This window comes from Candidatus Paceibacterota bacterium, from assembly GCA_041666915.1.
In the GTDB taxonomy this organism is placed as follows: Bacteria; Patescibacteriota; Minisyncoccia; order Phycocordibacterales; family PALSA-1337; genus C7867-002.
Window position 1 is genome coordinate 1 of the sequence record JBAYFZ010000002.1, and the last position, 21467, is coordinate 21467.

Sequence of the window (21467 nt, forward strand, 5' to 3'; positions counted from 1 at the left end):
AGTCTTTTTTGCTGAGGCACACCATCCATGGGAGCGTGGAACGAATGAAAACAGTAATCAACGATTACGTCGGGTATTTCCAAAAGGAACGGACTTCAGTATGATTACAGACAAGGAACTTAGTAGCGTTGTGTGGATGATGAACCATACAAAGCGCAAATGCCTTAATTGGCGTACTCCATGCGAAATGTTTGGGAAGTGTTGCACTTCAACCTAGAATTCAAGGGTACAATTTGTACCCACCCTTACACAAAGGGTACTGACAAATTGTCAGTACCCTTGACTATTACCAAGATATTATCTTACTATTTCTTAACCTCCTCCCTCTTGAGTGGCATACCGATATGTTCTAGAAATGCCAATGTAGACTTTTTATCTTTTGAAGTTGTAACCATCGTAATAGCAAAACCAAAGACATCCTTTAAATCTTCATCAGCTGTCTCGGCAAAGATGGTGTGTTCACGGATACCTAGAGTGTAATTACCCATAGCATCTACAGAGTCTCTAGAGAGGCCACGGAAGTCCTTTGTACGAGGAAGAGCGATGTGAATGAGACGATCTAGGAATTCATTCATACGTGGACCACGGAGAGTGATCTGGTAACCAATAGGGTCACCTAGACGAGTCTTGAATGTAGCAATAGCTTTCTTGGTTGTACGAACAGCAGGCTTCTGACCAGTGATTCTCGCTAGCCTATCTGCAATAAGTTCAATCTTCTTTTTATCTTTAACTGAACCGAAACCACAAGAAATAACCACCTTGGTTAGACGTGGAGCTTGCATTGGATTTACAAGGTTAAGAGGAGCTTTGAGAGCCTTGAAAGAATCTTTTGTTAAATCGTAAACTGTTTTGTATGACATAGTGGTTTTCAGATTGGATTATTCCCAATCATTACTTTATTAAATGACTACTTTTTTGTTGACTTGGCTGGCTTTGCTGTCTTTACAGGCTTTGCCTCATCAGCATTCTTGGCTTTGGAAGCATTGAACGGCATAGAAATTGTAACCGTTTGACCCTTCTGACCTTCCTTGCGAGCACGCTCATGTTTCCTGACGGTATTTATACCTTCAACAAGAATCTTGTTTGTACTAGGAAAAGCTTTGACGACTTTACCTGTCTTTCCTTTGTCGTCACCCGACAATATTATTACGTTGTCTCCTTTTTTGATATGCATGGTATTAATTTAAAAATTTATGGTGAGCTTGTCGAACCATTAAACAATTTCAGCTGATCTAGAAACAATCGTTTTGAATCCAGCTTCACCAACTTCTCTTGGGATAGGTCCGAAGATACGTCCTGCGAGAGGTTCCTTCTTCTCCCTTTCAATGATAACTACTGCATTTTCATCAAAACGGATATAAGAACCATCTTTGCGACGTAGAGGTTTGGTCTGACGAACAACTACTGCACGGAGAACATCTTTCTTCTTGATAGCTTTGCGAGGTTCGGCTTTTTGTACAGAAAGGATAACCATCTCACCGATCTCGGCATAACGCTTCTTTGAAGCTCCGAGTACTTTGAAGATACGTCCGATCTTGGCTCCGGAGTTATCAGCAATATTTACAATTGAACGTGGTTGAATCATGGTATTGGATCAGGATATATTATTTGATGACTTTGAAAGACTTTCTCTTTGACATTGGTCGGCAAGCCTCAATGGTAGCCTTATCACCAATCTTCTTTGTATTACCAGCGTCATGTGCCATGAGCTTTGTAAGCTTGTTCTGGTATTTGTCATACTTTGCATGCTTTACGAAGCGCTTGATAGCAACCACGCAAGTATCTTTCATTTTGTCAGAAACAACTACACCGACAAATGTCTGTGGGGTTGTCTTGATTTTGGTTGTTGTGGTTGTTGTCATGTGAGTGCTGATATTACTTGAATTATGATCAAATGTCTAGACTAAGCTGACTTTCTACTAGCAGTGAGAATCGTCTCAATACGAGCAATGTCTTTCTTGATAGTCTTGGCTTCTTTGACATTCTTAGACTTGGCTCCAGCTGTTCCAAAACGAAATACTCTTAGAGCTTCATGCTTTTCGGCACGAAGTTTCATAAGGTCTGGAATAGTCTTGGTTTTAATATCTTTGATCTTCATATTTTTGTTATATTCTAGCTACGATCTTGGTCTTTACAGGAAGTTTTGTTCCAGCCTTGCGGAGTGCTTCAGAAGCAATCTTTTGATCTACACCATCAATCTCAAACATGATACGTCCTGGTTTGACTTCAGCGATGAAACCTACCGGATCTCCCTTTCCTTTTCCCATCTTTACTTCAGCTGGCTTCTGAGTATATGGATGATCTGGAAAAACACGAATCCAAACCTTGCCTGACTTTGTAGCGTAGCGTGCCATAACTTTACGAGCAGCTTCTAGCTGGTTGGAAGTAATACGAGCATAATTCATTGCCTTGAGGCCAAATGAACCAAATGAAACTTCAACTCCACGAGTATCGGCATGTGTCGCCTCTTTGGCTGGATGGGTTCTCATAGTGAACCACTTGCGATGTTTTACTTTTTTAGGAAATAACATGGTAGTAAATTAATGAATTATTCCTTCTTGCCATCTTTACCCTTTTCTCTGAATATCTCGCCCTTGTATATCCAAACTTTGATTCCGATATCACCATATGTCATATGAGCTTTCTCTCTGGCAAAATCAATATCAGCTCGCAAAGTTTGAAGAGGAATACGGCCTCTCTTCATATCTTCACTTCTAGCGATCTCTGCACCACCCAAGCGACCTCCTAGGTGTACACGAACTCCTTGAACATCTTTGTTTGCAATAATCTTCTCAACAGTCTGCTTCATAACACGACGGAATGGTAAGCGCTTTTCTAAAGACTCTGCAACCATCATTGCTACAATACTAGCGTTTGATTCTGGACTGCGGATCTCTTCAACATCAAGTTTCAATTCTTGACCATCAATCTCAGCTTTATTGTTCTTCAAAAGCTTGAGGATCTTTGCACGAAGCTTCACAACACCATCCCCTGCTTTACCGATGAGCATACCTGGACGAGAAGTCTTCACAACAACACGCAAAACTTTGCGATTACGTTCTATATCTATACCACCGAGGAAATTTGCACGTAGAGCTTCTGTCAAAAATTCACGAATGAGAAGATCTGCTTTGAGAGCGGTGCGATAGCCTTTATGCATGAGGAACCAGCGACTTCTCCAGTCTCTAATGATTCCAAGGCGATGTGAATATGGATGAACGGTGTGTGACATAATAGTTTATTTTTTGATTGTTTTCTTTACTGAAAATACTTTCTTTACTTTTGCCTTTTTCTCTACTTCAACCTTTGGAGCAAGGGTGATACTAACATGACTGGTTCTCTTCTTTATAGGGTGAGCTGAACCACGAGATACTGGCATCTGACGCTTCATGACGAAGCCTTGATCTACACGAATCTCTTTTACAAACAAAGTATCAACCTCAATCTTGAAGTTGTTTTTTGCATTTGCAACAGCTGAAGCCAATAGGTCATTCAAAGGACCTTTTGCTTTCTTGTCGGCATACAATAAAATGTTACGAGCCTCAACAGCACTCTTGCCACGGATCATATTTGCAACAACGCGGACTTTGCGAGGAGAGATGCGGTAATTTTTGAGTGAGGCGGTAATCATAGTAGTATATTATTTCTTTGGTGCAGCTACGGCTGTAGCAGCTTCCTTGGCAGACTTGGCAGCAGTCATCTCAGCTTCCTTGGCCTTCATCTCAATCTCCTTTTGCATCTTACCTCCGTGACGAACGAACTTGCGTGTAGATGCGAATTCTCCTAGACGATGACCTACCATATCTTCTGTAACCAAAACATCAATGTGAATCCTGCCATTATGAACACCAAACGTAAAACCAACCATTTCTGGGGAAATCTGTGAGCGTCTTGCCCAAGTCTTTATTGTAGCTGTTACGGCAGGCTTTTTGCCGGCAATCTTTTTCAAAAGATTTTCATCAACGTATGGGCCTTTCTTTAGTGATCGTGACATGGAAAAATGAATTAAAATAGCTCGAAAGAGCTTGCCACGCATGTTAACAGAGCGGTCGTTTGAAGTCAAGAAAGAATGTTATACTTATTCATAATATAAATTCACCCCACAAAATGACATACCAAATTATTTTAGATAATAATCAGATATTAACAGGGTCAGTTTTACGAGCTGGTATAACAATCGTTATTTTTATAATCATCGTTACAGCGATAATTATTTACATATCCAAACGACTTACTGAAAATAGACGCTTAAAATATGAGTTTATTACCATTGTTGCTCACAAATTCCGTACACCACTCACCTATGTCAAATGGCTCTGCGACGCACTCATTCCAGAAGAGATGGATCCATTCAAAAAGAAAAGTTTAGAAGATGTAAAGACTTCCAATCAAAAACTCATTGATCTTACAGGAACTTTGATAGAAATCGCTGATTCAGAAAGTTCCGGTGGAGCAACTTACGCCTACGAAAATATCCCCCTCGGCGAATTCGTCAAAGGCGTGTCCAGCAATTTCAAAGATGCCTTCCATAATAAAAACATCTTTCTTGGTATTCATTGTGATGACAATGAAATAAAGGTCAAAGCTGACAAGACCAGATTAGAATTTATCATTCATACCCTCCTAGAAAACGCTTCTATCTATACCTCAACTGGGAAAAATGTAGAGGTTACAGTTTCTGGAACATCATCAAAAGCTATCATTTCTATTCAAGACAACGGTATAGGTATATCAAAACAGGATCTTCCTCATATATTCACCAAATTCTTCCGCGGTAAAAACGCCAAATCAACCGACACTGAAGGTTTCGGAGTTGGTCTTTATCTAGCTTCTTCCATAATCAAACACCTTGGTGGCAAGATGACCGCTGAATCTGATGGTGAAAATCTAGGCTCAAAATTTACTATTGTTTTACCGAGGGTGAAATAGCTTTGATCTCAGATTTATAAACAGCGATACCCCCTAGGGGGGAGGGGGTATTTTCTTTTTTATTTATTTACCACCATTATAAAGATTTTATCAACTATCTTTAGAGTAATTTTAACGACGAAATCAAACATTTTATTAAACGGCGCTAGTCATATTCTTTCCAGGCTCTCTTCTGGAGACAACGTAAACATTGGAATATTTCTTGGAACGGCGTGTCTTTTGACCCTTACCAGCTGGCTTACCCCAAAGAGTCTTCAAACGACGTAGACCGCGACCTCCTCTCTGTTCACCTCCACCGTATGGGTGGTCACAAGGGTTTTGAGCAGAACCACGAACTGTAGGGCGAATACCCAACCAACGAGATCTTCCTGCTTTACCAATATTGACTAGACGAGACTCTTCGTTAGAAACTGCTCCGACACAAGCCCAAGCATCTTCGTGAATCTTACGAACTTCTGTAGAAGGCATCTTGATATGAGTATAACCAGCATCGTTTGCAACTACCTGACCGAATGAACCAGCAGAACGAACTAGTTTTGCACCAGAAGCAGGTTTAACTTCAATATTGAAAATGAATGTTCCAACTGGAATATTCTTCAAAGGTAAACGATTACCGACTTCAACTGGAGCTTTTTCAGAAACGATAAATGAGTTACCAACTTTCATGGTCTTTGGCAAAAGAATATAACGCTTGGTTCCATCTTTGTAGTTAACAATACCGACATAACCAGTACGGAATGGATCGTATTCAATAGTTTTGACCGTAGCGACCATGTCCTTTTTGTCATACATAAAGTCAATCTCACGATAGAGTTTCTTGTGTCCTCCACCCTTGTGACGAACTGTAATACGACCAAAAGCATTTCTTCCAACATCGCGCTTCATACCGTGTGTAAGAGGTTTATATGGCTCTGAGGCTGTCAAATACTCCTTGAATGGGAGAACAGTCATGTGACGGCGAGATTTGGTTGTAGGTCTAAATGATTTCATGTTAATTATTTATGGTGAGCTTGTCGAACTATACAAAATCTATTTTATCTCCTTTTTTAACTGTAACAACAGCCTTCTTGATACCAGCGACTGTACCACGACGACCCTTTACGAAAACATTTCTAATAGGAGTGTTGATGATAGAAATCTTGGTAGGAACAACTTTGTACAAAGTAGTAACAGCCTTTGCGATCAAAGCTTTGTTGGAATTCTTTGTTACTTCAAAAGTATATACCCCATTTTGACTCATAACTCCAGATTTCTCTGTAATACGAGGACGTAGGATAACTGAAGCTGTATTTGAAGCAGAATCTGAATGAAGAGCTGGTACAGAAACCTTTGGAGCAGGAACTTTCGTAGAAGTCTTTTGTGAGGTCTTGCCTTCTACTACAGAAGTCCTCTTGATTGGCTTTTTATCAGTCAAACCTTTTGCCATCTCAGCACCTTGCTGAAGTTTTTCATCTTTTCTTTTTTTGAATCCGAATATTGCCATGGTAGTTGTATTATTTATGGTGAGCTTGTCAAATTAAGCAGACTTAACGGTCTTAGCTGTTAACATTTTGAGAGACTCTGCTGGATTGGAAATGATAAGGAAAGTATGGTTGAGCAAAGAAACTGGATTAATATTGCGAAACTCTTCTATTGAAATATTGCCGAAATTATTGAAACTCTTTTCTACTGCAGTAGTCTTTTTGTCCAAAGCGATGATAGCAGTATTGACCTTTTTTGTTGACAATCTTTCGTATCCCTTGATCTTGGATAGTGAAGAAAGAATGTTCTTTGCCTCTTTTGTCTTTGGAGCTGCCATAGTCATATTATCAACAAAGAGAATCTCTCCTTCATTGAATTTCTTTGACAAAATAGTGAACAAAGCCTTTGCCTTTGCCTTCTTGTTGATCTTACGATCGTAGTTCTGAGTATTGCGAGGACCGTGTGCGATACCTCCACCAACCCAGATAGGAGAACGTGTAGAACCGTGACGAGAACGTCCTGTTCCCTTTTGTTTCCAAGGCTTCTTGCCTCCACCACGAACTTCACCACGAGTCTTTGTGTGAGCGATATTGCTACGAGAATTGGAATTCATCAAGCGGACGATCTCGTGAACCAAGTCAGCATTCCAAGGAACGCCGAATACTCCTTCTGGGAGTGAGATCTTGCCTGTTGCCTTACCTGTTTGATTGTATATTGTTGCTTCCATGAAAGAAAATAGGCTCTGAAGAGCGTGCAAAGCATCTTAACAGAGCCTTTTTACGAAGTCAATGAGTTGTAATATCAGACATCAAAGTACGCTACAAACCAAACAAAAAAACTTCATTGTTTCTTCATAACTTTTTTATAGTTTCTTTAACCTTTTTTTATCAGGATTTTAACTCGGTTTGGTACAATCTTTGACTATGGAACCTGAAATCAATTATTTTAATATGAGAAAAGAAAAGGCCCGAGAGATTTATTCTGCACAGAATGAAATCTATAATCCGTATTTCAAAACAAAAATTATTCTAAATTCAGACGGTTTTCATCATCTACAATTTTCTGCACGTGTAGAGAGAAATAAGAAAGAACAACTACTAAAATTCAGCTTATTACCTTTAGGATTAGACGTAATTAGAAAATCTGGAACAATTCAAGAATACCGAAAATTATTAACACCTATAGGTAAACCGTCTCCTTTAAACAATTCAATTCCAATGAAAGAAGTTGAATACTGGGGATTTGCCGCTATTACAGGTAAAAGTAATATTAAAATTAGAGTAATTGTTAGAAGAGTTGGTGACGGAAATATCATATTTTGGAGTGTAATGCCAAATTCAAAGATCAAACATGGCTATCAGAAAATATTCGACGTAGGTATTGAAGATTCTTAGATACAAAAATACCCCACTTAAGCGGAGTAGTTTTGTTATGCCTGCCTTCGGCTTAGGAATTCCATAGCTGAACGGGGCTTTCGCCCACAGGCATACCAGTAATATAGCAACCCTAAACAAAAGATGCAATTTTTTAAATAAAGTCTACCTCTTTCTTCTCCCGTACAGCAAACCTCAACCCCAAAACAATACCTGTAATTATGATAAATACACCCAAACCCCAAGCGGTTGATGATAATAATTGCGTATATTTCAATAGATGAGTATTGGTTAATAAATAATTCCAATCATGAATAACGTAGTCCCCTCCTAGAAGTGGCAATTGCATCAAAATAGAATCACCCACGTAAACAGAAACATTTACAATGTTATAACCAACAAACATCAACAACAAAGATGTAGAAAAATAATCTCTTCTCAAAAAGAAATATCCGGCAAAAATAAATGGTACAAGAATTTGAGTTAAAGAACCTCCTAGAATCTGGATAAATTGACCAAAGAAAATAAATATAAAATGACCAGCTTCATGAATGATCAGATCAAAATTATCTATAAAATGCCAACCCTGAGCATCCATAGCACAACCGAGAAAATACCAACCAAATAAGATAGCCGTCACCAATTTTGCATAACTTATTTTTTTAATCATTTTATTGTGTCATTCCCGCGAAGACTTTTACGTTGTCATTCCCGCGAAGGCGGGAATCCAGGATATTACCAAGTGATCCTTCAAACAATTATAACAAACTATTATCTCGTAATAATCCTAGATTCCCGCCTTCGCGGGAATGACAGAACATGCGGGAATGACACAGTAATTACTCATACCTCAATGCCTCAATCGGACTCTTCTTTGACGCCTGATTGGCTGGATAACCTCCAAAAATAAGGCCTATTAGCGCAGAAACGCTCAAACCAAGCATTGCTCCTCCCCACGGAAATACGAACGTCCAATTTACTCCTAGCCCCTTGGAAAGACCTATGGCAGTGATGAATGCCAAAGAAGCACCTAGAATAATACCGACTACTCCGCCAATAGCAGTAAGCAAGACTGCTTCAAGCAAAAACTGTGTGAGAATGTCCCTATCCGTAGCACCAAGAGCTTTGCGTAAACCAATCTCACGAGTACGTTCAGTAACTGAGACAAGCATTATATTCATGATTCCAACTCCACCTACAAACAAAGCTATAGATGCTACAGCTACAAGGAACCATGTGAGTGCACTTGTGATAGTACCCAAACGATTGGCAAGATCTTGCTGAGTTTGGACTGTAAAATCATCTTTAGTTGGATCCGTAATGCCGTGAGATTCGCGTAAGGTCAGTTTGATATCTTCAGCAGTAGCTTGAACTTCATTATCAGAAACAGCTTGTATGATGAGACGACTAAAAGATTTTTTACCGATAATATAATCCTGAGCAGTCGTATATGGTACAAGAACCATATCATCAAAATTGAAAAGTGACCCTCCACCAGTTGCAGGCAATACTCCAATAACTCTAAAATTACGACCTTTTATCTTTACCTTACTTGACAAAGGATCTTCATTACCAGTAAAAAGTTTCTCAGCGACTTTTGAACCCAACACCATCACATCACTACGGGATAAAACATTATCTTCACCAAAAAATTCACCTTGTGGATGAAGATCAAAAATCTCTGCCATCAGATTTGTGGCACCAAAAATAGATACTTGGTAAGTATTTGAACCGAAGGAAGCTGATCCTGCTCCGAAGATTGTTGGCATTATAGATTTCAGACCAGGAACATTGGCCTTATTTCTCAAAGCTACTAGATCCTTCTCTTTCAAAGAATCACTAAATAAAAATGTAACATCGGAAGGTCCTGTTGGTTCCCTTCCAGGAATGACGGCGATAGTGTTTGTTCCAAGTCCTTGAACTTGTCCCAAGATAAGTTCCTGTGCACCAGCACCAAGTGAGACCACGAGCATGATAGCCGTGATTCCAATCACTATTCCAAGAATAGTGAGGGACGATCGCGATCTATTGGTCGTGAGTCCGGTCAATGCAGTTTTTAAAGTGTGTTTCCAAGTCATAGTATTAAGTGCAAAGTGAAAAATTATTAAGTTTTTGTTTGCTAGATTTCATATATTAACAAATCACTACCAACTATTCACTACAACTTTGCACTTTGCATTGTAAACTTTTCACTACTTAACGAACTCATCATTAGCTGTCAATCTCTTTTTAACTTTCTCATCTCTTTCTATCTCTCCATCCAACAAATGAATTATGCGCTCAGCATGTTCGGCTGTGGAAGTTTCATGGGTGATAAGTACGATAGTTTTACCGTGTTCTTCATTCAAATGCTGGATAACCGCCATGACATTTTTACCAGATTTTGAATCCAAGTTACCAGTTGGTTCATCCGCAAAGATAATCTCCGGATCCGTAACTAAAGCTCTAGCTATAGCCACTCTCTGTTTTTCTCCACCAGAAAGTTCAGATGGTTGATGTGACATTCTATGTCCCAAACCAACAGACTCTACGGCTTCAATAGCTTTGGCTTCCCATTCGCTCTCTGGAACTTTGGAATAATATAGTGGCAATTTTACATTTTCCAAAACAGAAGTCCTAGGCAACAAATTGAAAGACTGAAAAACAAAACCTATTTCCCTATTACGAAGATCGGCGAGCTCATCACCAGAATATGTGGTCGTATGTTTGCCATTAAAAATATATTTGCCACTAGTTGGCAGATCTAGAAGTCCAAGCAAATGCAATAAGGTGGACTTTCCACTTCCAGAAGGCCCCATAATTGCTAGAAATTCACCTTTACGAACAGAGAAAGATACACTATTCAAAGCAATGGTATCAGCACCATCATTATACGATTTCTTCAGGTTGTGTACTTCTATGATATTCATTGAAAATTTCTAATTCCTAATTTCTAAAAACCCCATAGAAATAGATATTTAATTTAGATTATAAGGAAGCTCTCCATCTGAAACCATATGAACGAGTACCTGTAGGTAAACTAATACCAGGTGTAGGATTGAGTTCTCCACCTCTCATGTAGTATCCATTTCTATCTGTAATCAATTCAAAACCTGTTGTGGTAACATTCAAAACAATAGGAAATGGACCGTAGGACTCACTGCTTTGATTGTGATTTACTCCGATAAAGTTTGGGGTTACCGAAACAAACGGAGGTCTAGAAAAGGGTCTAGTAAAAGTGATCTGATTATAAACACCAATCTCATAAGTCCCGCTGAAAAGTGTATCAACATAGCTACTAACACGATTCGCTACATCTCCCCAATCAGTCAATTCACTCCAGACAAAACTAACAGAAGTTATATTCGGACCAGCTCTCCAAAACTCTGAATAACCTACTTCACTCTGCAAAGTTAAAGACGTACTTCCGTCAGGGAAAGTCGTATAGACATCCCTACTTCCCCCTCCCCCTCCTGCTCCAAGACCCAGAGAAGAAGTTGCTACCCATGCAGATTTACCATCAGCGTCAGAAACCAAAACTTTACCAGCACCTTGTGTACCATCTTGTATCTTCACAGAACCGAAAAAATTGGAAAGTCCCCAAACGTTAAGACCGACCGCGTCTGGTGACGACAGAGATTTGTTGATATCCAATCCACCATCTTTACCTTGGTGAATACCACCAATACTTGGTCCGACATTAATAGGAGCTGGGGTGTTATTGGTTGGTGGATTGCTTGGTGCTGGCGACCAAGTAGCAGCAGAAGCATAAGATATTGCTAAAGCAATAATAATAGTCGGTATAGTTATTTTCAGAAAATTGAAGATCTTTGTCATAGGTTTATGATTAATATTATTAAATTTTTTTAAAATGTTTTGTCCGCTTCAATAATCTTTCTTTTAGCCTCAATCTCTACCGGTGTCAATTTGATACTCTTATTCATTTGACTGACTTCTTTTAACTGGGTTTCTTTCGTCTTTACTTGTAAAGGAGTCAACGTTATTTTGAAATTACTAATAGCGACTTCAGAGAGTTGATTAGCTTTTGAAGATACAACCTTGCCATCTAAAATCATAGTCGGTTGATTTTGTGCAATATTACTACTCAAATACAACCCATAAAAAACTATGCCAGCGAGAATAAGACAAGCGATCATAGCAAATACCAACCTACCATGATGGTGTTCTTGTTCTGTAGGAAGATTTGAAATCCCTAAATGTTCATTATTATTCATGTTGTATGTATGTATTATAGAGATGATTACAAAATATAACGAACGTTACTATCTACAAAGCCCTTACTTCACATATGTCACCACCTTCTCCCCTTCACTAACTCCGTTTATTATCTCCACCATACCATCTGAACCTTTGAGACCTACTACAACAGGCATGGTTACAAAAGTCTTATTATCAGACTTGAGGATTCTTATGGATTTTACTCCGTCAGAATCAATGATAGCCCTAGCTGGTACACTTATGACATTATTTTTTTGTTTAGTTAAAATATCCAAATTAGCAGTCATCCCAGAACGAATCCTGACATCTTTGTTTATAAATTTAAGGGTAATCCTATAAGTAGGAACTCCTTCCAAAACAGTTTCGGCAGGATCCACAGCAACGACCGTAGATGGAAAATCAACGCTTTGACCATAAGCGTCCAGAGTTGTTGAAGCAATATTACCAATAGATATCTTGGCTATATCTGCTTCAGGAACATAAGCTTCAATCTTGTAATCTCCATCACTAATAACTCCAAAAGAAATAACCCCAGATGAGACAAACTCACCAAGATCTGGTTCAACTTTTGTAATTATACCGGTTATAGGAGAAACAACTTTACCTTTTGCTAATTCCGCTCTATAAGAGTCAACGACTGCCAATTGCGCTTGTATAGCTTGAGCCGATGAACCAGAATTTTTCAAGAGAAAATTGTTATATATCTGATCGTAGTTTGATAAAGCATTTTCTAATGAAGTTTTGGTTGTAGAAATAGAAGATATTGCTTGATTTAGAGTAGATAGACCTGAATTCATCGTTGATATATAAGAATCTATAGCTGATCGTGACAAACCTGAACTTCCAGGGTCTAGATCATTCACAACTGAAGATAATTGATCCATAAAACCCTTGATGGTAACTTCATAGACGTTAGCATTGGAAATAAGACTGGAAGCTGATTCTGAAGAAGTGGCTAAACTAAGATCATTTTTCCATTTATTTAGGGCTTCAGAAACAAGAACTCTTGAAGAATTTATGGAATTTTCAAAAGAGAAAGATTGTGTTTGAATGTTTATAGTCGGATTGGCACTTTGGGGATTGTTGAAAAATGTATCAGCATAATTATTTACAGCACTCTGTGTCTGTGTCAGAGCTGTTCTTACAGCGTTCAACGCGTCTTGTTTGGCATTAACAAGAGTAATCTTGGCAGTATTGATTTTTGATTGTTCTAGAGCCAATTCTGGAGCATTGAGGCTTCTAGAAAGATCGGATAGCTTGGCTTCTGCAGAAGCCAAGGACGCCCTATCACTCGCAGAATCAAGAGAGGCTATAATATCACCCTTTTTAACTCTATCTCCAACTTTAAAATTTAATACCGTAACTCTCCCTCCCTTTTCAAATGCCAAATCAGCCTTTTCTGTAGGAGAAATCTTTCCGGTTACACTAACTTTTTCCAAAATATTACCTACTGTAGCCGTAACATAATCCATCTTTGCAGAATTATTATTACGGAAGAAAACCGAATAGATTATTATGAGAAGAACAACACCGATAATGATGCCGTATTTATTCCATAAATACTTTTTTACAAAAGACTTTTTCATTCCCTATTATTATAGCAAAAAACAAAGAGTCTTCAAAACAAGAAAAAAGAGAAGACTTTCATCTCCTCCTTTTTCTCTTCTAATCTCTATCCACTAATCTCTCTTATTATTTCCCAACGATCTCAACCAACGTCCCCCTTCTTCCGGGAATAGCTCCTGAAACATAGATAACGTTGTCTTCCATATCAATATGAGCAACCTTGAGGTTTGTAACCGTAATACGATCACTACCCATACGACCGGCCATGCGCATACCTACTGGGACGTGGGTACGTAGACCTCCTCCGATAGAACCTGGCTCACGCTCTGAGTGCTTTTGACCGTGAGTGCGAGGACCTCCACCGAAACCGTGGCGCTTCACAACACCTTGGAAACCTTTTCCTTTTGAGATAGCACTGACCATGACCACATCACCTGGCTTGAATTGAGTTATTTCCAACTTATCACCGACTTTCTGAGCAATTGCACCTGATTGTTCATCAAAGCGAAATTCTCGAAGAGATGCGAATGAACCAAGTTCTTTGAAATGACCCTTTTGAGCTTTGTTGATATTGTTTGCGTTTCTTGTACCTTCACCGATCTGAACAGCTTCATAGCCATCATTATCCTTGGTGCGAACCTGAGTAACAACGTTACCACGAATGGTAACAGCGGTTACTGGAATAGCAGAACCAGAGGCATCGTAGATCTGCGTCATATTGAGTTTTCTTCCTAGAATGAATTTCATTGCAGTATTTTAATCAGACTTACATCATCTTAACGTCAATATTGACCCCTGATGGCAAATTTAGGTTTGTCAGAGCTTCAATGACCTTTGGATTTGGATTGATAATATCAATAAGGCGCTTGTGAACACGCATTTCAAACTGTTCACGAGAATTCTTATCAATGAATGAAGAACGGTTGACCGTGTACTTCTTGATCTCAGTTGGCAAAGGAACTGGACCATGAATTTCAGCATCATAACGAGCTGCTGTATCCATAATCTGCTTCAAAGAAGCATCTAGAATCTTGTGTTCGTAAGCACGAACTCTGATCCTCAAATGTGGATTCTCACCAATAGCTTTGACCTTCTTGGCACGAGGAGCCTTGGCCTTTGGAGATTCTTTTTTAATTGTTTCGTTTGTTTTTTCCATAATTTTGGGAAGGACTGGATAAGGAAAGTATTTTTCTTCCCTTTTCTCGGCCTATGCTATAACTTTTGTTACAACCCCTGCCCCCACCGTCTTACCTCCTTCACGAACGGCAAACCTCTGCTTGTCTTCTAGAGCGACTGGAGCAACGAGTTTGACTTTGAAAGTAATAGTATCTCCTGGCATAACCATCTCTACCTTCTCAGGAAGAGTTACTTCACCAGTGACGTCTGTTGTACGGATATAGAACTGAGGCTTGTATCCTGTGAAGAATGGAGTGTGGCGACCACCTTCTTCTTTCTTCAAAACGTAAACTTCAGACTCAAATTCTGTATGAGGCTTGACTGAACCTGGCTTGGCCAAAACTTGTCCACGAGAAACACCATCCTTGGCGGTTCCACGGAGAAGAAGACCTGCATTATCTCCTGCCATACCTTCTTTGAGAGATTTGTTGAACATTTCAATACCAGTAATAACGGTCTTACTTGTATCTTTGAAACCAACAATCTCAACTTCTTCACCAACTTTGATCATTCCGCGCTCTATACGACCTGTAACCACAGTTCCACGGCCTTCAATGGAGAAGATATCTTCAATTGGCATAAGGAAAGGCTTGTCTACTTCACGAACAGGAGTAGGAATATATGAATCCAAAGCGGCCATAAGTTCATCAATCTTTGTTGACCATGTAGCATCACCGTTCAAAGCGTTTGATGCAGAACCACGGATAACTGGAGTGTTTTTACCATCAAACTTATTTTTGGTGAGAAGTTCACGCACTTCTTCTTCAACAAGGTCAATAAGATCTTGTTCTGGTACTAGGTCGCACTTGTTCAAGAATACAACGATCTTTGGAACACCAACTTGGTAAGCCAAAAGAACGTGTTCACGTGTCTGTGGCATAACACCATCAGTAGCTGAAACAACGAGGATAGCACCGTCCATTTGAGCGGCACCTGTAATCATGTTCTTGATAAAGTCGGCGTGTCCTGGACAGTCAATGTGAGCATAGTGACGAGTAGCTGACTCGTACTCAACGTGCGACAAAGAAATTGTAACTGTCTTTGTTGCATCACGAACTGTACCTCCCTTTGTAATATCTGCGTAAGCTTTGACGTTAGCTAGACCCTTTTTGGACTGAACTGCCAAAAGAGCGGCTGTCAAAGTAGACTTGCCGTGGTCAATGTGGCCGATTGTACCGACATTGATGTGTGGCTTCGTACGATTGAATTCTGCTGCCATATGATTATTGATTTAGTGCTTTAGCTCGCATTGCATGGGCGTGTGCCATACAGCGAGAGCCAAAGATAAATTATTACTAGTTATTAAAACGCCCTAAGGCGCGTACCAAATAAGATAACATAATGGTGATAATTTCGCAAATTCCAACACCTATCCATACAACTGACTATGTGTCCCTATTTCTATAAAAATAGCGAAAAAACCTTCCATTTTATATACAGCCCTTATGTTACCTGTAATATTTATACTTCTATGCCTTACCCACTTACCCTGAAGAGAATGGTTATTCAACAAATGGTGTTGCTGGTCTATTAAAAGCAAATTTCTCCTTTCAATAAAAGCTTTTTTAACCTCAATATTTTGCCTAGGATAGGATTTCTCAAAATTCTTATGCAAAATGAATCCAACAATTTTCTTCATGAGAATAATGATGGATTCTTAATAATCTATAAATTAGCCAAATAGCGATCCATTTTGTCCATATCAGTAAAAAGTGGTGAGAGGTTTTTACCATTTTTCAAATCTTTTTCTGATTGTTTGATGATTTTCTGTAGATTTTTAGAAGGTTTTGAAGGAACGTTGAAAGTTACACTTTGATCAGCGATAAATTTCTTCAAGAAAGCGTTTACAACCGTACTCAAGGGCAGACCCATTAGTCCAGCTATCTTCACAGCCTCTTCCTTGACCTCTTTATCAGCTTTTATATTTATAACCGTTTTCATATCTAAAGTATATACAACGGTTAGAGATAGTCAATACTATTTCCTCTTCTCCTTGATCTCCTCAGCAACATTGGCTGGTACAACATCATAGTGATCAAATTCCATCATTGCACTACCTTGTCCAGAAGTCATAGAACGGAGTTGGGTGGTATAACCGAACATTTCTGAAAGTGGAACTTTGGCATGAATGGCCAATGCTTGACCCTTTGGCTCAGAACCTTCAATAGTACCGCGCTTGGAAGCGATAGAACCGTTGATGTCTCCCATGTATTTTTCTGGGGCAACAACTTCAAGTCTCATAATAGGTTCTAGAATAACAGGCTTGGCTCTCTTGGCAGCATCTTGGAAAGCTTGAGAAGCGGCGATTTTGTAAGCAATTTCTGATGAGTCCACATCGTGATATGAACCGAATGTTAATTCACAAGAGACGTTGACCATCTTGTAACCAGCCAAAATACCGCGATCCATAGCTTCATGGACACCCTTTTCTACTGCTGGAATGAACTCATTTGGAATAACACCTCCCTTGATAGAGTTGATAAATTCAAAATCATCATAACGATGAACAGTCTTTGGAATTTTCTCCCCTTCTGGCCATGGTTCCATAGGTTTCAAAGTTAGACGGACGTGTCCATATTGACCCTTACCTCCAGTCTGCTTGATATATTTGTTTTCAGCTTCTGCAGTGTTCAAGATTGTCTCTCTGTAAGCTACTTGAGGCTCACCGACATTGGCTTCAACACTAAATTCACGCTTCATACGGTCAACCATGATTTCCAAATGCAATTCACCCATTCCTGAAATAATAGTTTCGCCAGTTTCCTGATTTGAAGAAACTCTAAAAGTAGGGTCTTCGTTACCAAGTTTACGTAATGCCATACCCATCTTTTCTTGGTCAGCTTTGGTCTTTGGTTCAATACGTAGAGAAACCACAGGTTCCATGAATTTGATAACTTCAAGAACAATAGGATTGTTTTCGTCGCAGAAAGTATGAGATGTCAAAGCATCTTTGAGACCTACAGCTGCAGCAATCTCACCCGCAAAGACTTTCTTTACTTCTTCACGCTGATCGGCTTGCAAGCGAACGATACGACCGAGGCGTTCTTTTTTACCAGTTGTAGAGTTGTAAATATAAGTACCGGACTCAATAGTTCCTGAATAGACACGGAAGAATGTAAGCTGACCAACGAAAGGATCGTTCTGGAGTTTGAAAGCTAGAGCTGAGAAAGGTTCACTATCATCTGCATGACGGAAAATCTCCCCTCCTGTATTAGGATCTATACCCTTTATAGAAGGAATATCCAAAGGTGATGGTAGATAATCAACAACAGCATCTAGAACTAGTTGAACACCGACGTTCTTCAAAGCTGAGCCAGTAAATACTGGGAAAATCTTATTGGCGATGACAGCAATACGTGTAATCCTCTTCAATTCATCAATAGAAATCTCTTTTCCTTCAAGATACTGTTGCATAGCAGTATCATCATTCTCAACAATCTTTTCAATCATTTCTGCACGATATTTCTTTGCATCTTCTAGCATATCTGCAGGAATTTCCTTTTCAATAATATCAATACCTTTTTCTCCTTCAAAATAGAAAGCCTTCATACGCATAAGGTCAACGACTCCGTTATGTTCTCCTTCTAGACCGATAGGAAGTTGGAAACGGATAGCGTGTTTATTCAATCTTTCTACAATAGACTTGAAAGACCTTTCAAATGAAGCACCCATACGGTCCATCTTATTGATGAAACAAAGACGAGGAACTTTTCCATCGTCAGCGTAACGCCAGTTTGTTTCAGATTGTGGTTCTACTCCAGCCACTCCGTCAAAGACAACAACAGCGCCATCTAGTACGCGTAGAGAACGCTTTACTTCTACAGTAAAGTCAATGTGTCCTGGTGTATCAATAACGTTGAAACGAACCTTCTTGGAAAGATCCGTCTTTGGCATGTATGTAGGATTCCAAAAACAAGTGATGGCAGCCGCTGTAATAGTAATACCGCGCTCCCTTTCTTGTTCCATCCAGTCTGTGGTTGTCTCACCATCGTGAACTTCACCGATCTTGTGGATCATTCCCGTGTAATACAAGATACGTTCTGAAGTCGTGGTCTTACCGGCATCAATGTGAGCAATGATACCGAAGTTGCGCATACGCTCAAGAGGATAGTCGCGGTTCATAAAGGTTTGGGCTTATAAATAAATAATAATCTATGGTAAACAAAAAAGCAGGAACTGCTTATTGCCCCATACAATACAGTAAACGGGAGAAATAATCAACGCTTAAAGCTATATCATCCCAAGTAAAGTATCCTTCCAACCCTTCTTCTCTGGTGTACTCAAAAAGAACTCCGATGGACAAGTCGTTTTTGGATTGATTTCTCTATGACCAAAGATTCTATCTTTTGAGACATTAGAGTATTTCTTACGGATCAATCCTGCGATAGCTTCAAGCTCAATCTGGCTTGGTACACCATTTTCATGATCATCATCCAAACAAATAGCCGTACTTCTACAGTTGATATCCCAATTCCCCGCTTGCCAACCTATCTCATCATCATTCAACAACCTCTCGCACTTTCCATCTTTACGAACAATCCAATGATATGGCCAAAAAACTTGTAAACCATTTCTAAAATGTCCTGAATAAATAAAATTATCTTTTATTTCTTTGTTAGCATCATAAGTAGGACCTTTCCCTGCATACTGTGGAGCATATAGACGAACAAGTTCTATAGCTGACAAACGTTCTTTGGTCAAACCAGGGAAAGAACTCGTATGATGAATAATTATAGTATCAATAGGTTTTCTTTCTTCATCAAAATTCTTACCTTCTTTACCCAAGGCCACATTTCCAAGTATCAACTGCTCCTCAAAGAAATCGTACACTCTTTCTTTTTGCTTTTCGTAAGCGGGACGATCCATATCATGTAAACGACTCAAATCCTTCAAGACTTGAGGAATCTCTTTATACCAGTGAGGATTCTTTATCTTTATTTTCCATTCAGAAATGTTGAAGGTGAACATAACTAAGATAAATAAGCATTTTCCCAACAACTGTAACATACCCAACCAAATTTATCTTGGATTGTAACCGGAGTAAGACCAAAATAATGCGCACCATACCAAGCCCCGTCACTTGATATTGTGACAAAAATCAAGCTGTGACATTCCACACAAAAAACGATTGCCCGTTGTTTCTGTGTAAGAATTATTGATTCTTGGATTGTATTCATATTATTTTTTGTAATGATTTGTAATCTGAAAAACTTCAATCACGTCCCCTTTCACGAAAAATAAGGCTCTGTATTTACGATCAACCCTAAACGAGTAAATTCCATGCCATTTCGGTTCCAGTAATTCTGTGTTTAAAGAAGGATGTTTAATATTCGAAACAAGCAACACGGTAATCTTTTTCCACTTTGAAGTCAGCTTATGTATTGCCAAATATTCCAATAAATCTGAACGAAGAGGTAAAATCTTCATAGATCAGATATTTACTTTGAATAAGAAGATTTTTGGAGACCGCTTTCTAGGTCGGAAATGAATTCTTTTGTATAGAGTTTTGAAGCACGAAAATCTTCGACAATATTCTTGACTGGATCTTTTATAAGCAATTCAAGTAAGCGTGTAGCCACATTACGATAGGCTTTTGACTCCTTCTTCAGCTTGCTATATTCAGTTTTTGAGATAGTAATTCGATTCATAGAATAATGATAGCAAACAAAAACATCCAGTCAATATTGACCGGATGTTTTTGTTATTTCTTGAAATGACTCCTTTCGTAAAAATTACCAAGCAAAGTGAGCAAAAGCTTTGTTAGCTTCGGCCATCTTGTGAACGTTTTCACGCTTTTTGACAGCTTCACCTTCATTCTTGGAAGCAGAGATGATCTCATCGGCCAACTTCAAATGAATAGGAGCACCTTTCTTGGAACGAGCAGCTTCAATGATCCATTTCATTGAAAGAGCCATCTTACGTTCTGGGCGAACTTCGCGAGGAACCTGATAGTTGGCACCACCGACTCGGCGAGAACGAACTTCCATAGCTGGAGAAGTATTCTTGAGAGCAGCTTCAAAGACCTCTAGAGGATTTTCAACTTTGGCTTTCTCTTTGATAGCAGTCATACAATCAGCAACAATGCCTCGGGCAATGTTTTTCTTTCCTGATTCCATAACGTAGTTGGTAAATTTGGACAATTTCAAAGAAGCATAATTCGCATCAGGCTTCAATTCACGTTTTATATTGAGTTTACGTCGCATGTTAGTTAAATTAAAATTGAAAAATCAAAATGACAATTCAAAATAAAAAATTATGAATTATTAAACCTTAGCTGCTTTTGGTCTTTTATTACCATATTGGCTACGACCTTTTCTTCGAGCTTCTACACCTGCACAGTCTAGAACACCTCGGACTACAGAATAACGCAAACCTACATCCTTTACGCGACCTCCCTTTAGAAGAACCACTGCGTGTTCCTGCAAGTTATGACCCATTCCTGGGATATAAGCAGTAACTTCAAGACCATTAGTAAGACGTACGCGGGCAATCTTACGAATAGCTGAGTTAGGCTTCTTCGGAGTCTTGGTAGTAACTTTCACGCAAACACCTCTCTTGAAAGGAGCTGGGAAGAAACTTGGTCGGTTCTTGATCGTATTGAAAGTACGAGTCAAAGCGACAGATTTTGATTTCTGCTTGAAACGCTTCCTTGACGACTTGGTCAACTGATTTATTGTTGGCATAATTAAGTGACAGAACTTCCATATTCGGAAGCTCTTTGATCCGCTTTTTTATAGCGAAATT

Annotated in this window: 30 protein-coding genes; 2 read left to right on the plus strand and 28 right to left on the minus strand. The window is 39.1% G+C overall.

The genetic code is table 11. From position 1 onward, the window contains the following. Positions 1-305 precede the first annotated feature (305 nt). From rplE to rpsS, 9 genes are read right to left on the minus strand one after another with little or no spacing between them, the layout of a single operon-like run. A complete protein-coding gene (gene rplE, locus WCS89_02460; protein ID MFA6554349.1) occupies positions 306-860 on the minus strand; it encodes a 50S ribosomal protein L5 in 555 nt (184 codons plus the stop codon). A 47-nt stretch (positions 861-907) separates the two neighbouring features. After that, complete coding sequence (rplX, locus tag WCS89_02465) at positions 908-1174, minus strand: 50S ribosomal protein L24 (GenBank protein MFA6554350.1); 267 nt, start codon at positions 1172-1174, stop codon at positions 908-910. A gap of 39 nt (positions 1175-1213) precedes the next feature. Further along, a complete protein-coding gene (gene rplN, locus WCS89_02470) occupies positions 1214-1585 on the minus strand; it encodes a 50S ribosomal protein L14 (protein MFA6554351.1) in 372 nt (123 codons plus the stop codon). Positions 1586-1604: 19 nt separating this feature from the next. Beyond that, entirely contained in the window at positions 1605-1862 is a 258-nt protein-coding gene (gene rpsQ, locus WCS89_02475; GenBank protein MFA6554352.1) for a 30S ribosomal protein S17, read from the minus strand. 41 nt (positions 1863-1903) lie between these two features. Then, a complete protein-coding gene (gene rpmC, locus WCS89_02480) occupies positions 1904-2098 on the minus strand; it encodes a 50S ribosomal protein L29 (protein MFA6554353.1) in 195 nt (64 codons plus the stop codon). Between the two features lie 7 nt (positions 2099-2105). Further along, positions 2106-2531: a 50S ribosomal protein L16 gene (gene rplP, locus WCS89_02485; protein MFA6554354.1), complete on the minus strand. Its 426-nt coding sequence runs from the start codon at positions 2529-2531 to the stop codon at positions 2106-2108. 17 nt (positions 2532-2548) lie between these two features. Beyond that, entirely contained in the window at positions 2549-3232 is a 684-nt protein-coding gene (rpsC, locus tag WCS89_02490; protein ID MFA6554355.1) for a 30S ribosomal protein S3, read from the minus strand. A 6-nt stretch (positions 3233-3238) separates the two neighbouring features. Then, entirely contained in the window at positions 3239-3631 is a 393-nt protein-coding gene (gene rplV / locus WCS89_02495) for a 50S ribosomal protein L22 (protein ID MFA6554356.1), read from the minus strand. A 9-nt stretch (positions 3632-3640) separates the two neighbouring features. Continuing rightward, positions 3641-3994 (minus strand): 30S ribosomal protein S19, encoded by a 354-nt coding sequence (gene rpsS / locus WCS89_02500; GenBank protein ID MFA6554357.1) that lies wholly within the window; start codon positions 3992-3994, stop codon positions 3641-3643. 113 nt (positions 3995-4107) lie between these two features. On the opposite strand from rpsS, the gene WCS89_02505 reads away from it, so the two are divergent. Then, complete coding sequence (locus WCS89_02505) at positions 4108-4929, plus strand: HAMP domain-containing sensor histidine kinase (GenBank protein MFA6554358.1); 822 nt, start codon at positions 4108-4110, stop codon at positions 4927-4929. A gap of 135 nt (positions 4930-5064) precedes the next feature. On the opposite strand, the gene rplB is transcribed toward WCS89_02505, so the two are convergent. The 3 genes from rplB to rplD are packed head-to-tail and all read right to left on the minus strand — an operon-like array spanning position 5065 to position 7117. After that, positions 5065-5925, minus strand: a complete 861-nt coding sequence (gene rplB, locus WCS89_02510; GenBank protein ID MFA6554359.1) for a 50S ribosomal protein L2 — start codon at positions 5923-5925, stop codon at positions 5065-5067. A gap of 22 nt (positions 5926-5947) precedes the next feature. Then, on the minus strand, positions 5948-6412 hold the full coding sequence (gene rplW / locus WCS89_02515) for a 50S ribosomal protein L23 (GenBank protein MFA6554360.1): 465 nt from the start codon (positions 6410-6412) through the stop codon (positions 5948-5950). A 33-nt stretch (positions 6413-6445) separates the two neighbouring features. Further along, positions 6446-7117, minus strand: coding sequence for a 50S ribosomal protein L4 (rplD, locus tag WCS89_02520; GenBank protein MFA6554361.1), 672 nt, complete (start codon positions 7115-7117; stop codon positions 6446-6448). 196 nt (positions 7118-7313) lie between these two features. Here rplD and WCS89_02525 point away from each other — a divergent pair, with 196 nt between their 5' ends. After that, positions 7314-7784 (plus strand): hypothetical protein, encoded by a 471-nt coding sequence (locus tag WCS89_02525; protein MFA6554362.1) that lies wholly within the window; start codon positions 7314-7316, stop codon positions 7782-7784. Between the two features lie 133 nt (positions 7785-7917). Here the strand turns inward: WCS89_02525 and WCS89_02530 are convergent, their stop codons facing one another. The 16 genes from WCS89_02530 to rpsL all read right to left on the minus strand — a co-directional run bounded on the left by WCS89_02530 (position 7918) and on the right by rpsL (position 21406). After that, positions 7918-8433, minus strand: coding sequence for a hypothetical protein (locus WCS89_02530; protein MFA6554363.1), 516 nt, complete (start codon positions 8431-8433; stop codon positions 7918-7920). Between the two features lie 169 nt (positions 8434-8602). Next, positions 8603-9841, minus strand: coding sequence for an ABC transporter permease (locus WCS89_02535; GenBank protein ID MFA6554364.1), 1239 nt, complete (start codon positions 9839-9841; stop codon positions 8603-8605). Between the two features lie 114 nt (positions 9842-9955). After that, the gene (locus tag WCS89_02540; protein ID MFA6554365.1) at positions 9956-10672 is read right to left on the minus strand and encodes an ABC transporter ATP-binding protein; all 717 of its coding nucleotides are present in this window, start codon (positions 10670-10672) and stop codon (positions 9956-9958) included. A gap of 58 nt (positions 10673-10730) precedes the next feature. Beyond that, positions 10731-11579 (minus strand): H-type lectin domain-containing protein, encoded by an 849-nt coding sequence (locus WCS89_02545; GenBank protein ID MFA6554366.1) that lies wholly within the window; start codon positions 11577-11579, stop codon positions 10731-10733. A gap of 29 nt (positions 11580-11608) precedes the next feature. Beyond that, positions 11609-11977, minus strand: coding sequence for a hypothetical protein (locus WCS89_02550; GenBank protein MFA6554367.1), 369 nt, complete (start codon positions 11975-11977; stop codon positions 11609-11611). Between the two features lie 63 nt (positions 11978-12040). Further along, complete coding sequence (locus tag WCS89_02555) at positions 12041-13567, minus strand: HlyD family efflux transporter periplasmic adaptor subunit (GenBank protein MFA6554368.1); 1527 nt, start codon at positions 13565-13567, stop codon at positions 12041-12043. A gap of 106 nt (positions 13568-13673) precedes the next feature. Continuing rightward, positions 13674-14294: a 50S ribosomal protein L3 gene (rplC, locus tag WCS89_02560; protein MFA6554369.1), complete on the minus strand. Its 621-nt coding sequence runs from the start codon at positions 14292-14294 to the stop codon at positions 13674-13676. Positions 14295-14313: 19 nt separating this feature from the next. Further along, positions 14314-14703, minus strand: a complete 390-nt coding sequence (gene rpsJ / locus WCS89_02565) for a 30S ribosomal protein S10 (protein ID MFA6554370.1) — start codon at positions 14701-14703, stop codon at positions 14314-14316. A 51-nt stretch (positions 14704-14754) separates the two neighbouring features. Next, the gene (gene tuf / locus WCS89_02570; GenBank protein MFA6554371.1) at positions 14755-15942 is read right to left on the minus strand and encodes an elongation factor Tu; all 1188 of its coding nucleotides are present in this window, start codon (positions 15940-15942) and stop codon (positions 14755-14757) included. Between the two features lie 150 nt (positions 15943-16092). After that, positions 16093-16362, minus strand: coding sequence for a type II toxin-antitoxin system YafQ family toxin (locus tag WCS89_02575; protein ID MFA6554372.1), 270 nt, complete (start codon positions 16360-16362; stop codon positions 16093-16095). A gap of 26 nt (positions 16363-16388) precedes the next feature. Beyond that, positions 16389-16664: a type II toxin-antitoxin system RelB/DinJ family antitoxin gene (locus WCS89_02580; GenBank protein ID MFA6554373.1), complete on the minus strand. Its 276-nt coding sequence runs from the start codon at positions 16662-16664 to the stop codon at positions 16389-16391. Positions 16665-16700: 36 nt separating this feature from the next. Then, positions 16701-18845: an elongation factor G gene (fusA, locus tag WCS89_02585; GenBank protein ID MFA6554374.1), complete on the minus strand. Its 2145-nt coding sequence runs from the start codon at positions 18843-18845 to the stop codon at positions 16701-16703. A 108-nt stretch (positions 18846-18953) separates the two neighbouring features. Then, positions 18954-19691: a peptidoglycan recognition family protein gene (locus WCS89_02590; protein ID MFA6554375.1), complete on the minus strand. Its 738-nt coding sequence runs from the start codon at positions 19689-19691 to the stop codon at positions 18954-18956. A 470-nt stretch (positions 19692-20161) separates the two neighbouring features. Then, on the minus strand, positions 20162-20371 hold the full coding sequence (locus tag WCS89_02595) for a hypothetical protein (protein MFA6554376.1): 210 nt from the start codon (positions 20369-20371) through the stop codon (positions 20162-20164). Between the two features lie 84 nt (positions 20372-20455). Continuing rightward, positions 20456-20926, minus strand: coding sequence for a 30S ribosomal protein S7 (gene rpsG, locus WCS89_02600; protein ID MFA6554377.1), 471 nt, complete (start codon positions 20924-20926; stop codon positions 20456-20458). Between the two features lie 60 nt (positions 20927-20986). Continuing rightward, positions 20987-21406 (minus strand): 30S ribosomal protein S12, encoded by a 420-nt coding sequence (rpsL, locus tag WCS89_02605; protein ID MFA6554378.1) that lies wholly within the window; start codon positions 21404-21406, stop codon positions 20987-20989. Between the last annotated feature and the right edge of the window lie 61 nt (positions 21407-21467).

What these genes read in the sequence shown, in the direction of transcription:
- rplE (MFA6554349.1), bottom strand. Translation starts at nt 860, where the DNA reads ATGTCATACAAAACAGTTTACGATTTAACAAAAGATTCTTTCAAGGCT.
- rplX (MFA6554350.1), bottom strand. Translation starts at nt 1,174, where the DNA reads ATGCATATCAAAAAAGGAGACAACGTAATAATATTGTCGGGTGACGAC.
- rplN (MFA6554351.1), bottom strand. Translation starts at nt 1,585, where the DNA reads ATGATTCAACCACGTTCAATTGTAAATATTGCTGATAACTCCGGAGCC.
- rpsQ (MFA6554352.1), bottom strand. Translation starts at nt 1,862, where the DNA reads ATGACAACAACCACAACAACCAAAATCAAGACAACCCCACAGACATTT.
- rpmC (MFA6554353.1), bottom strand. Translation starts at nt 2,098, where the DNA reads ATGAAGATCAAAGATATTAAAACCAAGACTATTCCAGACCTTATGAAA.
- rplP (MFA6554354.1), bottom strand. Translation starts at nt 2,531, where the DNA reads ATGTTATTTCCTAAAAAAGTAAAACATCGCAAGTGGTTCACTATGAGA.
- rpsC (MFA6554355.1), bottom strand. Translation starts at nt 3,232, where the DNA reads ATGTCACACACCGTTCATCCATATTCACATCGCCTTGGAATCATTAGA.
- rplV (MFA6554356.1), bottom strand. Translation starts at nt 3,631, where the DNA reads ATGATTACCGCCTCACTCAAAAATTACCGCATCTCTCCTCGCAAAGTC.
- rpsS (MFA6554357.1), bottom strand. Translation starts at nt 3,994, where the DNA reads ATGTCACGATCACTAAAGAAAGGCCCATACGTTGATGAAAATCTTTTG.
- WCS89_02505 (MFA6554358.1), top strand. Translation starts at nt 4,108, where the DNA reads ATGACATACCAAATTATTTTAGATAATAATCAGATATTAACAGGGTCA.
- rplW (MFA6554360.1), bottom strand. Translation starts at nt 6,412, where the DNA reads ATGGCAATATTCGGATTCAAAAAAAGAAAAGATGAAAAACTTCAGCAA.
- rplD (MFA6554361.1), bottom strand. Translation starts at nt 7,117, where the DNA reads ATGGAAGCAACAATATACAATCAAACAGGTAAGGCAACAGGCAAGATC.
- WCS89_02525 (MFA6554362.1), top strand. Translation starts at nt 7,314, where the DNA reads ATGGAACCTGAAATCAATTATTTTAATATGAGAAAAGAAAAGGCCCGA.
- WCS89_02530 (MFA6554363.1), bottom strand. Translation starts at nt 8,433, where the DNA reads ATGATTAAAAAAATAAGTTATGCAAAATTGGTGACGGCTATCTTATTT.
- WCS89_02535 (MFA6554364.1), bottom strand. Translation starts at nt 9,841, where the DNA reads ATGACTTGGAAACACACTTTAAAAACTGCATTGACCGGACTCACGACC.
- WCS89_02540 (MFA6554365.1), bottom strand. Translation starts at nt 10,672, where the DNA reads ATGAATATCATAGAAGTACACAACCTGAAGAAATCGTATAATGATGGT.
- WCS89_02545 (MFA6554366.1), bottom strand. Translation starts at nt 11,579, where the DNA reads ATGACAAAGATCTTCAATTTTCTGAAAATAACTATACCGACTATTATT.
- WCS89_02550 (MFA6554367.1), bottom strand. Translation starts at nt 11,977, where the DNA reads ATGAATAATAATGAACATTTAGGGATTTCAAATCTTCCTACAGAACAA.
- WCS89_02555 (MFA6554368.1), bottom strand. Translation starts at nt 13,567, where the DNA reads ATGAAAAAGTCTTTTGTAAAAAAGTATTTATGGAATAAATACGGCATC.
- rplC (MFA6554369.1), bottom strand. Translation starts at nt 14,294, where the DNA reads ATGAAATTCATTCTAGGAAGAAAACTCAATATGACGCAGATCTACGAT.
- rpsJ (MFA6554370.1), bottom strand. Translation starts at nt 14,703, where the DNA reads ATGGAAAAAACAAACGAAACAATTAAAAAAGAATCTCCAAAGGCCAAG.
- tuf (MFA6554371.1), bottom strand. Translation starts at nt 15,942, where the DNA reads ATGGCAGCAGAATTCAATCGTACGAAGCCACACATCAATGTCGGTACA.
- WCS89_02575 (MFA6554372.1), bottom strand. Translation starts at nt 16,362, where the DNA reads ATGAAGAAAATTGTTGGATTCATTTTGCATAAGAATTTTGAGAAATCC.
- WCS89_02580 (MFA6554373.1), bottom strand. Translation starts at nt 16,664, where the DNA reads ATGAAAACGGTTATAAATATAAAAGCTGATAAAGAGGTCAAGGAAGAG.
- fusA (MFA6554374.1), bottom strand. Translation starts at nt 18,845, where the DNA reads ATGAACCGCGACTATCCTCTTGAGCGTATGCGCAACTTCGGTATCATT.
- WCS89_02590 (MFA6554375.1), bottom strand. Translation starts at nt 19,691, where the DNA reads ATGTTCACCTTCAACATTTCTGAATGGAAAATAAAGATAAAGAATCCT.
- WCS89_02595 (MFA6554376.1), bottom strand. Translation starts at nt 20,371, where the DNA reads ATGAATCGAATTACTATCTCAAAAACTGAATATAGCAAGCTGAAGAAG.
- rpsG (MFA6554377.1), bottom strand. Translation starts at nt 20,926, where the DNA reads ATGCGACGTAAACTCAATATAAAACGTGAATTGAAGCCTGATGCGAAT.
- rpsL (MFA6554378.1), bottom strand. Translation starts at nt 21,406, where the DNA reads ATGCCAACAATAAATCAGTTGACCAAGTCGTCAAGGAAGCGTTTCAAG.